This is a genomic window from Cellulomonas massiliensis JC225, assembly GCF_000312005.1.
Lineage (GTDB): Bacteria > Actinomycetota > Actinomycetes > Actinomycetales > Cellulomonadaceae > Cellulomonas > Cellulomonas massiliensis.
On record NZ_HE978588.1, the window covers coordinates 307,483 to 319,713 of the forward strand.

Sequence of the window (12,231 nt, forward strand, 5' to 3'; positions counted from 1 at the left end):
CTCGGGACGGCGTCCGCCGCGGGCGGGGTCGCGGGCTCGTCCGTGGTCGCCGGGTCCGCGCCCCGCGCGGGCCACACCGGCGCGAACGAGCCGGTCGGGGCCTCGACGACCTGGATGAGGCCGGTCGCCGCGACGTCGGACAGCCGGACCGGGTCCGTCGCCAGCTCCACCGCGACGCTCGCGTGGACGTCGGCGGCCGGGGCGCCGCCGTCGGCGGCGGGCGCCGGCGCGGGCAGCGGCTCGGCCTCGTCGTCGTCCACCGCCGCCGGCAGGCCGAGCACGACCGGGCCGGTGCGCGGTGCGGCCGGTGCGGGGACCCGCGCGTGCACGGCTCGACGGATGCGGTCGACCTCCGCCTGGGGGTCGAGGAAGGCCGCGGCGGACCACACGCGCAGGACGGACCAGCCGAGCCGCTCGAGGCGGTCGGCGACGAGCCGGTCGCGCACCCGGACGCTGGGCTCGGCGACGTAGCGGTCGTCGTCGGTGAGCACCGCGACGAGCGTCTGGTCGGGCGCGTCGGGGTGCCCGACGACCATCGGGATCCGGATGCCGCCGGGCAGCCCGTGCTGCACCTCGACGACGAACCCGATGCGCCACAGGCGCTCCGCGAGGTCGAGCAGCAGCCGGTCCGGCTCGTCGTCGTCCTGGTCGTGGCCGCCGTCGGGCTCCGGCGCAGCGGCACCCTCCGGCGCGTCGTCGGCGGCCGCCGGCTCCGAGCCCTCGGCCTGCGGCGGGACGACGAGCCGGACGAGCTCCGCCTCCGCCGCGTCGTCGCCGCGCGCGGCGGCGAAGGCGAGCAGGTCGCGCAGGAGGCGCGGGCCGTCGCCGCGCACGCGCTCCGGGTCGAGGTCGTCGGCGCCGAAGCAGGACACGACGGTGAGCCGGTGCCGCGTGGACCCGAGCGCGTCGAGCAGCAGCGCGTCTCCGCCCGGCGCGCTGACGGCGCCGAACGTGTGCAGCACCCGCCGGTGCGGCGTGCGGCCGAGGCCCAGCGAGAGGATCACGGCCTCGCGGCGCAGCCCGGACGCGTTGGCCAGCTCGGTGACGACGAACGGCTCGGCACGGCCGACGTCGAAGAACGCGGCCAGCGCGGGGTTGGTGCGCACCTCGGAGAGGACGGCCTCGCGGATGGCGTCGGCGTGCGTCGCGGTGACCGTGACGACGGCGAGCGACTCGTGCGGGCGGGACAGGACGTGCTCCAGCACGAGCTCGAGGACGTGCGCCACCTCGGCGGCGGTCGACTCGACGGTCCCGCTGGTGCGGTCGGGCATGCCGGTGCCGTCGACGACGTCGAGGCGCACGAGCGGCCGGTGCTCGGGCAGCGGCGTGGGGCGCAGGACGCCCTGGTACCCGTGCCCGGCGAGGAACGCCGTCAGCCAGGGGTCGCGGCGCGAGGACTCGGCGGGCACCGCCACCGAGGGCAGCACCTCGGCGAGGGACCCGACGGCCGTGCCGGAGGCGCACCGCGCGTCCCCGACGACGACGACCTGCCGCCCGCGCGCGACGGCGGCGAGGGCCACCTCGAGCGGCAGGTGGGCGGCGGAGTCCAGCACCACGAGGTCGACGGTGCGCGTCGCGGGGAGCACCTGCGGCACGAGCATGGGGCTGGCCATGACGACCGGCCGCAGGCGGCGCGCCACCTCGGAGTACCGGCCGAACGTGTCGCGCAGCGACGTCACCCGCTCCTCGACGAGCACGGCGAACAGCTCCTCCGCCTGCTCGCGGTACTGCCGCACGGCGGTGGCGGTGTGGGCGGCGACGGCCGCGAGCACCGGGCCGGCGAGGCCGGCGACGTGCGCGCGGTCGAGGTCGGCGTACGCGCCGGACATGCGGCCGAGCGTCTCGCCGTCGAACGCGGCGATCGCCGGCTCGGCGACGAGGATCTGCTCGAAGACGGTGCTCCACCACGCGAGGTCGAGCTCCGCGCCGGCGAGGGCGGGGTCGACCCGGCGCGAGGCGAGGTCGTCGACGAGGGGGCCGAGGCCCGCACCGCGCAGGCGGTGCAGCAGACCGGTGCGCTCGGGCAGCCGCTCGAGGGCGTCGGTGTCGGAGCGGAGGCGCTCGAGCCGCTCGGCGAGCTCGTCCAGCGGCAGGCGCGACAGGCCCGCGCCGCCCGGCGTCGTCGCCAGCACCTCGTCGAGCGCGTCGACGTCGACCCGCAGGGCGCGGTACGCGTCCTCGATCTCCTCCAGGCCGTCCGGCAGCCGCGGCCACCCGCCGGACGGGCAGTGCGCCTGCCACACCTCGCGCTGGGCCTGGACCTCGAGCAGCGCCGCGTGCAGGTCGGCCACGGGACGGCCCGGGCGCAGCATGTCCTTGGCCTGCTTGCGCAGGCGACGACGCACCCAGTAGCCCATCTCGACGCCGCGCGCGGAGCGCCACTCGGCGGTGGCCGTCGCGGCGACGAGGTCGGCGGCAGTCCGCTCGAAGACGATCGGCAGGAACACGTCGAGCGCGCCCCGGACACCGTCCAGCATCGCCAGCTGCTCGCCCCACGCCTCGACGGAGGCGGGGGCGACGAGCCCGGTGTCCGCGACGACCTGCTCCATGCGCGCGCGCAGGGCGGGCAGCGACTGCTCGAGCCGCTCGAGCCGGCGCAGCGCGACGTCCGCGTCGGCGCGCGTCCGCAGGTCGGCCCCGTACCAGGGCGTGTCGGACGGGCGCAGCTCGAACCCGCCGAGCTCGCCGTAGCGCTGCAGGTCCTGCGCGAGCTCGGCGCGGCGCCCGGCGTCGAGCGCACGTGCCTCGTCGGCGCCGAGCCGCACGGTCGTGCGCGGCGTCGGGCGCGCGGAGGTGAGCCGGGCGAGCTGCTGCAGCGCGTCGTACGCCGACGCCCTCCAGGGCTCGCGCACCTGGTGCAGCACGTCGACGTACGAGCGCAGCCGCTCGCGGTGGCGCACGAGGTCGGTGCGCAGGGCGTGCAGGTGGTCGGTGTCCACGCCCGGCGCCTCGAGCGTCATGGCGCCGAGCAGGCGGCGGGCCGCGGCGCTGCGCCACCCGGCCTCGGGCGCGACGTCGAGCACCAGGTCGCCCAGGCCGAGGGCGGTGAGACGCTCGGCGAGGGACGCCGCGGCCCGCCGGTGGCCGGGCACGTACAGCACGGTGCGCCCGGACGCGGCCGCGTCCGCGACGAGCGCCGCCAGCGTGCCCGTCACGTCGGCACCCGCGGGCGCGTCGACGAACACGTGCGCGCCCGTCGCGACGACGTCGAGCACGTGCTGCTGCTCGGGCGACAGGTCGCCGACGCCGCGCTCCTGGTCGGGGTCGCGGTCGCCCGCCACCGGGGCGGGCAGCGGCACCGCGAGCCGCGCGCGCGCCTGCTCGACGCCCGCGAGCGCGGCGACGACCTCGTGCCGCTCGAGCGAGCCCGCGAGGTTGTCGAGGTCGTCGACGAGCACCTGGCCCGGGTGGACGAACGAGCCGACGATGACCCGGTCGGTGAGCTCGAAGTCGTCGAGGACGGCCTCGCCCAGCGACGCGAGCCGGCGCAGCGCCGCACGCGGGTCGAAGCCCTCGGGCGTGAACGCGCCGCGCGCGACGGCGGCGGGGTCGAGCAGCGCGCCGCGCGAGCGCAGCGCCCGCGCCAGCACGGGGTTCACCTCGAGCGAGGGCTCCAGGGCGAGCTCGTAGTCGCTCTCGCCCGTGCCGCGGGCGCGCAGCGTCACGGGGCGCAGCAGCACCGGCGCGCGCACGGTGCGCGGGGCGACGGGCTCGTCCTCGGAGGGACGCGCCGCGGCCGACGCGCGCGTGACGCTGGCGAGCGCCGCGACGTCGTCCTGGCCCGACGCGGGCCCGGTGCTCTCGGTCCAGGTGGCGACCCCGATGGCGAGGGACGTCGGCGCGATGCCGTAGCGCTGGGCGTACACCTGCGCCCGGGCGCCGACGGCGCGGGCCCGGCGGCGGGCGGACGAGAGGGCCGCGCCCTCGCGCACGAGGTTCGACAGGCGCGTCTCGCGGCCGGCGAACAGCTGCGCCATCCCCGAGGGGTGCGCGGCGGACAGGTCGAGCGCCGCGTCGCCGAGCAGGTCGACGTCGACGAGGGTCGAGCCGCCGGCGGCCTCGACGAGAGCGGCGCGCCACGTGGCGACGGCGCCCTCGACGAGCTCGGCCGCCGAGGGCGGCTCGACGAGCACGACGCCCGCGCCGCCGGCCGGGGCCGCGGCCTCGTCGCCGGCGTCGGGGGTCGTCGGCTCTGCCTCGGTGCCGGGCGCCTCCACGGGCCCCGTGCCGGTCGCGCGCGCGGGGAAGATCACGACGCGACGGTAACCGCGGCGCCTGCCGGGCTCGTCGTGCCACGCCGGGCGGCGCGAGATCGCGCGGATCTCGCCCGTGCTCGTCGTCGTGACCACGGCGGCCAGGCCCGGGAACGACGAACGGGACGGGTGGGCACCCGTCCCGTCGGGACCGCGCCGGCCGCTCCTCGACCGCTCAGGAGCCCGGGCATGAAGAACGGTGCGCACCGCGCAGGGGGCAGGCGATGCGCACCGTCAGAAGTGAGTGTGGGGCACGAGCAGGCTGCTGGTCAAACGTCCAGAGGCGCCGATCTGGTCCGTTGTCCGGGTGATTCTTCCGGGCCTCCGGGGGCAACCCGGACGGGTGGTCACGAACCGGTCAGGACGCGGGTGCGACGGTCCACGTCAGCGTGGTCACGGTCGTGGAGACGAACGCGGCCCGGCTGGGCGCCGGCACGGTCCCGACGGCGAGCAGACCGACGAGGACGGCGGCCCCGACACCGGCCCGGCGGGCGCGTCCGGACCGCGTCGACCACCAGGAGGGACCGCGCGCGGGGCGCTCGTCGCCGCGCGGGTCGGCGAGCGCGCGCAGCGCACGGCCCGCGGGGGTGGGGGGCTGCGTGGGCCGCACCGCGCCGACGGCCAGCAGCGCCACGGCGGCCACCGTGAGCCCGAGGGGCAGGACCGCTCCGCTGCGCGCCCACAGCAGGGGGTAGCCGACGAGGGGCACCCGCAGGCGTGCGAGGTGGACGGGGCCGTCGACGACCCGAGTCGAGTCGACGACCCGGTTCGCGTCGCCCTTCGTCACCAGGCCCTCGGGCGTCACCTCGTGCACGCGGTGCGTGAGCTGGACTCCCTCGTGCCCGGGCATCGGGACCGTGACGACCTGCCCCGCGCGCACGTCCTCGAAGGGGATGGGCGAGCCGACGACGACGTCCCCGACGGCGATCCGCGGCGCCATCGAGCCGGATGCGATCGCCGCGTCGTTCCAGCCGAGGGCGGCGCCGACGAGCGGCCAGAGGAGCAGCGTCGCGAGGAAGGCGAGCACCGCACGGCAGGCCAGCTGCCGGGCGTAGCTCCAGCCGCCGACCGGGTCGTCCCGCTCGGCCTCGTCGGGCTGCGCCTGCGCGCGCGCCGGAGCGATCGCGCTCACGGGAGCCGGGACTGCGCCTCCCACACGAGCGCCAGCTCGGCGGTCTCGCCCTGCAGGGCGTTGTCGGCGTCGGCCGGGAGCTCCCACGTGACGCGGTAGGTCAGCTCGTCGCCCTGCGCGACGTCGTCCCACGCGCCGAGGCCGCCGTCGCCGGCGCCGGACGAGGTCTCCGCGAACCCGACGTGGTCGCCGAGCTCGGCGAGCGTGCCGTCGAAGACCGTGGTCGTGGTCGGGTCGGCGGCGGTCCCGGACGTGATCGTCACCTGCAGCGCGTCCGCGAGCGCGGCGGACCCGCTCTCGTCCGAGGTGTAGAGGCGGACGTCGGCGGACGCGGTGCCGTCGTACGTCACCGTCACGTCGCCGTGGCCCGGCACTCCGGGCTGGATCGCGCCGGGCGAGAACGCGACCTGGTCCTCCTGGTCGTTGGTGATCTCGACCGTCGCGGCCGTGAACGTGTTCGGCGCGGTGGAGGTCTGGGCGGTGAACGCGGCGCTCGACGCGTGCGCGACGAGCAGCGCGGCCCCGAGCATGCCCGCGGTGATCGCGGCTGCCGGGCCGTACCGGCGGACGGCGGTGTTCATGGCGTGGTCCTCCTCCTGGCCGCACGGGCCTGCAGCCGTGCCTGCCTCCGCATCGGCACGTCCGGTGCTCGACCTGAGGGACTTTGCCCGAGTTCGTGCACCCGGCCGACCCCACCGACCGTACCCGGCGCCGCCGCCCGGACGGCGCACCCCGCGGCGAGCGCGACAATGGACGCGATGAGCACCCCCTCCCCCACCCGCAGCACGCGCACCGCGTGGGTGGTGTGGACCGCGACGGTCGTCGTCTACTTCGTCGGCGTCACGCACCGCACGGCGCTCGGCGTCGCGGGCGTCGAGGCGCTGGACCGGTTCGGGATGCAGGCCACCGGGCTGGCGCTGTTCTCGGTCGTCCAGCTGACCGCGTACGCGGCGATGCAGATCCCCGCCGGCCAGCTCATCGACCGCCTCGGCCCCCGCGCGATGCTGACCGCCGGCGCGGCCGTCATGGCCACCGGCCAGCTCACGCTCGCGCTGGCGCACGACGTGCCGGTCGCGCTGCTCGCGCGCGTCCTCATCGGTGCCGGGGACGCCCCGATCTTCATCGGCGCGTGCCGGCTCGTCGCCGAGTGGTTCCCCGCCCGGCGGGTCCCGGTGATGGTGCAGGTGACCGGGCTCATCGGCCAGAGCGGGCAGCTCGCCTCGGCGATCCCCGTCGCGTGGCTCCTGCACAGCCGCGGCTGGACGGCGACGTTCGGGACCCTCGCCGCGGTCGGCGCGGTGACCGCCGTGGTCGCGTTCGTCTTCGTCTCGGCGCCGCGCCGGCCGGCCCCCACGGCGCGCGAGCCGTTCTGGGAGGACGTGCGCCGCGCCACCGCGCCGCACGGCACGCGGCTGGGGTTCTGGAGCCACTTCGTGACGCCGTTCTCGGCCAACCTCATCGCGATGCTGTGGGGCGTGCCGTTCTTCGTCACGGCGCAGGGGCTCACGCCGGCGCAGGCGAGCCTGCTGCTGACCGCGCTGACGCTGACCGCGATGAGCGCCGGGCCGGTGATCGGGCACCTGACGGCCCGGCACCCGCTGCGGCGGTCGTCCATCGTGCTCGGGTCGGCGTGCGCGACGCTGCTGGCCTGGGCGAGCGTGCTGGCGTTCGACACGCCCCGGCCGATGTGGCAGCTCGTGCTGTTCGTCGTCGTGCTCGGCGCCGGCGGCCCGGTGTCGCTCGTCGGCATGGACTTCGCGCGGACGTTCTCGCCGCCCGACCGGCTCGGGACGGCCAGCGGGTTCGTCAACATCGGCGGGTTCGTCTCGACGATCGCGAGCGTGCTCGCCGTCGGGCTCGTGCTGCAGCTCGTCTCCCCGCCCGGCACCACCCGCTACTCCCTGGACGCGTACCGGCTGGCGTTCAGCGTCGTGCTCGTCCCGTGGGTGGTCGGGGTGACCGGCGTGCTCGTCCAGCGCCGCCGCGCGCGGGCCGAGCTCGCGGCGGCCGGCGTCGTCGTGACCCCGCTCCGCACGGCCCTCGTCGCACGGGCGCGCGACCGACGCCCCCGTGCGGAGGGCTAGCGTGACGGCGGTGGACCCCCAGCAGCTGCCCGTGCTCCCCGACGACCTGCGGCTCGTCGCCGTCGACATGGACGGCACGCTGCTCGACCCCGACCACCGCGTCCCGGAGCAGACGTGGGCGCTGCTCGACGGCCTCGCCGCGCGGGGCGTCGTCGTCGCCCCGGCCAGCGGGCGGCAGTACGCGACCCTCGCGCGCCTGTTCGGCGAGCACGGCGAGCCGATGGTGTTCGTCGCGGAGAACGGCGCGTACGTCGTGCGCGCCGGCGCCGAGGTCGCCTCCACGACGATCCCCCGCGACGCCGTCGTCGCGACGACGCGGCTCGTGCGCGACCTCGTCGCCGGCGGGCGGGACGTCGGGCTCGTGGCCTGCGGGAAGGCGTCGGCGTACGTCGAGCGGTCCGACGACCCGTTCCTCGACGAGTGCCGGCGGTACTACGCGCGGCTGAAGGTCCTCGACGACCTCCTGGCGGCCGACGACGAGTGGCTCAAGCTCGCCGTCTTCGACTTCGGGCCCGTCGCGGAGCGCACGGCCCCCGCGCTGGAGGAGGTGCTGCCGGACCTCGCGGTCGTGGTCTCCGGCGAGCACTGGGTGGACGCCATGCACCCGACGACGAACAAGGGCGCCGCCCTGCGCCGGGTGCAGGAGGTGCTCGGCGTGACGCGCGCGCAGACCGCTGCGTTCGGCGACTACCACAACGACCTGGAGCTCCTCGCGGACGCAGACTGGTCGTTCGCCGTGGCGAACGCGCACCCCGACGTGCGGGCCGCGGCGCGCTTCGTCGTCCCCTCCAACGCCGACCACGGCGTCCAGCAGGTCCTCGCCGCCTGGCTCGCCACGCACTGACACGCTCCGCTCGGCCGCGGTATCTTGATATCGAGAGATCGGAGCGGCATGGCGCACACCTGGGACCCCGACCGCTACCTCGCGTTCGCCGACGAGCGCGCGCGGCCGTTCATGGACCTGCTGGCGCGGGTCGGTGCCGAGGAGCCGCGGCGCGTCGTCGACCTCGGCTGCGGGCCGGGGAACCTCACCGCGCTGCTGGCCGAGCGGTGGCCGTCGGCCGACGTCCTCGGGCTCGACTCCAGCCCGGAGATGGTCGGGCGGGCGGGCGAGCGCTCCGGCCCTCGGCTCCGGTTCGACGTCGCGGACCTGCGGGCGTGGGCGCCCGACGAGCCGGTCGACGTCCTCGTCTCGAACGCGACCCTCCAGTGGGTGCCCGACCACCTCGCGCTGCTGCCGTCGCTCGTGGCGCACGTCGCGCCGGGCGGGTGGTGCGCGTTCCAGGTGCCGGGCAACTTCGGCGAGCCGAGCCACGTGCTGCTGCACGGGCTGGCCGCCCGTCCGCCGTACGCGGCGCACCTCGAGGGCGTCGCACGGCCGTCGAGCCACGACCCGGCCGTGTACCTCGACGCGCTCGCCCGCCTCGGCTGCACCGTCGACGCGTGGGAGACGACGTACCTGCACGTGCTCGACCCGGCCGACCCGGACCCCGTCTTCACGTGGATCTCCGGCACGGGCGCGCGTCCGGTGCTGCAGGCGCTCCCCGACGACCTGCGGGCCCGGTTCGGGGACGAGTACCGCGCGGCGCTGCGCGCCGCCTACCCGGTCGGGCCCGCCGGCGTGGTGCTCGGGTACCGGCGCGTGTTCGTCGTCGCGCGCGTGCCGTGACGTCGGAGGCGCTCGCTACCGTGCCCCGGTGAGCACCTGGGAGCTGGACCTGCCCGTGGAAACCGAGCGGCTGCTGCTGCGCGCGCACCGGGAGGACGACCTCGACGACCTCGTCGTCTTCCACGGCGACCCGGCGATCACGCGGTACATCCCGTGGCCGGTGCGCGACCGTGAGCAGACCCGCGAGGCGCTGGCCAGGAAGCTCGACGGCACGCGCGCCGCAGCCCCCGGCGAGTGGATCACGCTGGCCGTCGAGGAGCGCGCGACCGGGACCGCCATCGGCGAGGTGCTCGTCAAGCGCGAGGAGGAGGGGCACGCCGAGGTCGGGTACGTGATCCGCACCGACCGCCAGGGCCAGGGGCTCGCCACCGAGGCCGTCACCGCGCTGCTCGACGCCGTCACGGCCCGGTTCGGCGTCCGGGTCGTCGACGCGATCGTCGTCGACGGCAACGACGCGTCCGCCCGGCTGCTCGAGCGGCTGGGGTTCGTCCCCGTCGCGCACGACCTGGTCACCCCCGAGGGCGAGCCGATGACGAGGTTCCGGCGGACTCAGTGACCGATCGTCGTCCGGACCGCCGTGACCGACGGCCGGCCCGGGACCGACGAGAAGCCGACGTGGAGCGGTAGCACCTCGTCGAGGAGGTCGCCGCACGGGCGGTCCTCCCAGGTGACGTGGGCGTCGACGACCCGGTGCTGGCCGCGAGCGCCGTACCACTCGCGCCGGCCGCCGCCGGCCGAGCCGCGCGTGCGGACGCCGGGCAGCACGACGCGGGCCACCGGGTCGGCGAGCGTCGCGAACGTCCTGGACGAGCTGATCGGGCGCGGCAGCGCGGCGAGCAGGCGCCCGAGCGGCGTGGGCCCGCCGATCGTGACGCCGAGCTGCAGGGGACCTGCGTCGACGTGCCAGGTGCGCGTCGCCGCGTCGCACGTGACCCGGACCGGGTGGATCAGCACCTCGTCGAACACGTACGTCGCCGCGACCTCGTCGGCGACCGCCCGTGCCGGCGCGATCAGCGTGCGCCAGCCCTCGGCGTCCTCCGTCATGACGTCCGCGAACGGCGGGAACGGCGAGCGCAGCCAGCGCCCGACGACCACCCGCCGGCCGTCCGAGGTGGCGAGCCCGAGGATGTGGCCGTCGTAGCGGTCGAGCACCGGGCCAGTCTCGCCGCGTGGCGGCGGTCCCGCCTGGTGGGCCCCGTGGGGATCGAACCCACAACCCGCGGATTAAAAGTCCGCTGCTCTGCCAGTTGAGCTAGAGGCCCGGTGGATGGGGACCACCCCGGGGGAAGAACGCCGGGGCACCGGCTCCCGTGTCGTTCGTTCCCTGCCCGGCGACCCGATCGCGGTGTCGAGGCTACGGCAACGACGCGCGCCTCGGCTCGGAGCGCCGGGCGCGACTCGGCCGTGCCACACCCCGCCACCGCGGGCACCACCGGTGCACGCCTGCGGCCCACCACCCGTAGCCGGCGGGCCGTCAAGGGCCTCACCGACGTCGACGAGCGTCAGCCGATCCGCACGAGCGGCGCGAGCTGGATGTGCGAGTGCCCCCCGTTGCCGGGGACGCCCGGGTCGGGCGCGAAGACCAGCGACCCGTCGTCCTGGAGCTCCCACGTCGTCTCGGTGACGAAGCCGCCCAGCTCCGGGCCCCACGCCCAGCGCACCCGGTCGCCGTCGACGGCGTATGTCGCGCCCCCGTGCGTCGGCCCGGGGACCTCGCCGTCGGCGTGCTGCGCCCACGTGTACCTGCCGCCGTCGAGGACGAACGTGTACGTCCCGACGTTGTGGGCGATGTCGTGCTCCGGCCAGCCGCCGGCCCGCAGGACGTCGGCGTCGACCGTCACCCGGTACGTGCCGTCCGGGATTCCGCCCGGTCGTGCCGGGACGTCCTCCCAGGCGGCCTGCTGCGCGTCGCCGCAGGTGGCGGGTGTCGCCTCGGACCGGCCCGCCGCCGCGCGGACGGCCGCGACGAGCTCCGCGGTGGCACCGTCGAGCTCGGCGGCGGCGACGAGGCTCGCGAACGTGTCCCGCACGGCGGCGCCGTCGGCGCCGGCCGCCAGCACGTGCACGCCCGCGTCGCAGGCGTCGTCGACGAACTCCGCCGCGTGGGGCCGCTCGGCGAGCGTGGCCTCGAGCGCCGTCGCGGCCGCCGCGGTGAGCGCGTCTCGGACGGGAGCATCCAGCCGGGACCAGGCGTCCGACGACGCGGCGAGCACCTGGAACTTGTAGTACAGCGGCAGGTCGGCGGTGAATCCCCACGGCGCTCCGGGCAGGCCGGGGACGAGCGAGAGCTGGCTCTCGACAGCCTGGACCTGGTCGGCCCCGGGTCCGGGATCGAAGGTCGTCAGGTCGACGGGCGTCCCCCCGAGCGCCTCGAGAGTCGCCCACACGGTCGGCGCCATCGGGGCGCGGACGCGGAGGCCGTCGAGCGTCGAGTCGGTCAGCGGCTCGTCGGCGTCGAGGACCGCGACGCCCCGCAGGCTCTCCGGGTAGAGCCCGAGCCCGGTCGCGCCCGCGGCGGAGAGGCCGTCGAGGAGCTGCGCGACGAGCGCGTCGTCCTGAGCGACGGCGTCGGCCTGCTCGTCCGACTCGACGAGCGTCGGCAGCTGGAGCGCGTCGAGGCTCGCGACGTCGCGGCTGCGCCAGGCGCGGGCCGGCACGAGAGCGAGCTCGTAGCCGTCGGAGAGAGCGTCGATGGCGCTCTGGTCCCAGGCCGGCTCGTCACCACCGATGCTCGGGGTCACCTCGATCCTCACGGGTGCGCCCGACGCCTCGACGGCGGCGACGAACCGGTCGACGATCGCGGTGCCCGGTCGGTCCGGCTCCTCCGCCGTCGCGAGGTGGAGCACGACCTCGTGATCACCACCGGACCGGTCCGAGGCGCCGACGTCCTGCGTGCACCCCGCAGCGACGGCGAGCACGCCGAGCACGGCGACGGCGGCGGCTCCCAGATGGCGTGACATGGCGACTCCGATCCTCGTCCTTCGCTGCTGATGGATCGAGAGTCCCGGCGGGCACGGGGCCGTGCCCAGGTGGGTGTCGCGGAGTCGTCCACGGGGCAGGCCCGGGCCCGGCGTCCGGGCTGGCACGGACCCG

At 76.6% G+C, this 12,231-nt stretch carries 9 protein-coding genes and 1 tRNA gene; 4 read left to right on the forward strand and 6 right to left on the reverse strand.

The annotated features are described in order from the left end of the window. From HGCM_RS19565 to HGCM_RS19570, 3 genes are all read right to left on the reverse strand, one after another. Window positions 1-4,253 (reverse strand): PDDEXK-like endonuclease domain-containing protein (locus tag HGCM_RS19565; protein ID WP_081596424.1); only part of this gene is annotated, 4,253 nt, incomplete at its 3' end. Window positions 4,254-4,611: 358 nt separating this feature from the next. Next, on the reverse strand, window positions 4,612-5,385 hold the full coding sequence (locus HGCM_RS01410) for a signal peptidase I (protein ID WP_019135109.1): 774 nt from the start codon (window positions 5,383-5,385) through the stop codon (window positions 4,612-4,614). Next, window positions 5,382-5,966, reverse strand: a complete 585-nt coding sequence (locus HGCM_RS19570) for a hypothetical protein (protein WP_019135110.1) — start codon at window positions 5,964-5,966, stop codon at window positions 5,382-5,384. The genes HGCM_RS01410 and HGCM_RS19570 overlap by 4 nt, the downstream gene beginning before the upstream one ends. Window positions 5,967-6,143: 177 nt before the next feature. On the opposite strand from HGCM_RS19570, the gene HGCM_RS01420 reads away from it, so the two are divergent. Genes HGCM_RS01420 through HGCM_RS16375 form a run of 4 tightly spaced genes read left to right on the forward strand, consistent with a single transcriptional unit; the run spans window position 6,144 to window position 9,694 of the window. After that, window positions 6,144-7,469, forward strand: a complete 1,326-nt coding sequence (locus HGCM_RS01420; protein ID WP_019135111.1) for an MFS transporter — start codon at window positions 6,144-6,146, stop codon at window positions 7,467-7,469. Between the two features lie 10 nt (window positions 7,470-7,479). Beyond that, window positions 7,480-8,313, forward strand: a complete 834-nt coding sequence (locus tag HGCM_RS01425; RefSeq protein WP_019135112.1) for an HAD family hydrolase — start codon at window positions 7,480-7,482, stop codon at window positions 8,311-8,313. 48 nt (window positions 8,314-8,361) lie between these two features. Then, window positions 8,362-9,138 (forward strand): trans-aconitate 2-methyltransferase, encoded by a 777-nt coding sequence (locus HGCM_RS01430; protein WP_019135113.1) that lies wholly within the window; start codon window positions 8,362-8,364, stop codon window positions 9,136-9,138. Window positions 9,139-9,166: 28 nt separating this feature from the next. Continuing rightward, window positions 9,167-9,694, forward strand: a complete 528-nt coding sequence (locus HGCM_RS16375) for a GNAT family N-acetyltransferase (RefSeq protein WP_019135114.1) — start codon at window positions 9,167-9,169, stop codon at window positions 9,692-9,694. On the opposite strand, the gene HGCM_RS01440 is transcribed toward HGCM_RS16375, so the two are convergent. The 3 genes from HGCM_RS01440 to HGCM_RS01450 all read right to left on the reverse strand — a co-directional run bounded on the left by HGCM_RS01440 (window position 9,688) and on the right by HGCM_RS01450 (window position 12,098). Continuing rightward, window positions 9,688-10,290, reverse strand: a complete 603-nt coding sequence (locus tag HGCM_RS01440; protein WP_019135115.1) for a hypothetical protein — start codon at window positions 10,288-10,290, stop codon at window positions 9,688-9,690. The two genes, HGCM_RS16375 and HGCM_RS01440, sit on opposite strands and share 7 nt — an antisense overlap. A gap of 34 nt (window positions 10,291-10,324) precedes the next feature. Further along, a tRNA-Lys gene (locus tag HGCM_RS01445) sits at window positions 10,325-10,400 on the reverse strand. 240 nt (window positions 10,401-10,640) lie between these two features. Then, the gene (locus HGCM_RS01450) at window positions 10,641-12,098 is read right to left on the reverse strand and encodes a type 2 periplasmic-binding domain-containing protein (RefSeq protein ID WP_019135116.1); all 1,458 of its coding nucleotides are present in this window, start codon (window positions 12,096-12,098) and stop codon (window positions 10,641-10,643) included. Window positions 12,099-12,231: the final 133 nt, after the last annotated feature.

Bases quoted from the DNA above. Each gene is read 5' to 3' on its own strand.
- HGCM_RS19570 (WP_019135110.1), bottom strand. From the start codon at position 5,966: ATGAACACCGCCGTCCGCCGGTACGGCCCGGCAGCCGCGATCACCGCG.
- HGCM_RS01420 (WP_019135111.1), top strand. From the start codon at position 6,144: ATGAGCACCCCCTCCCCCACCCGCAGCACGCGCACCGCGTGGGTGGTG.
- HGCM_RS01430 (WP_019135113.1), top strand. From the start codon at position 8,362: ATGGCGCACACCTGGGACCCCGACCGCTACCTCGCGTTCGCCGACGAG.
- HGCM_RS01450 (WP_019135116.1), bottom strand. From the start codon at position 12,098: ATGTCACGCCATCTGGGAGCCGCCGCCGTCGCCGTGCTCGGCGTGCTC.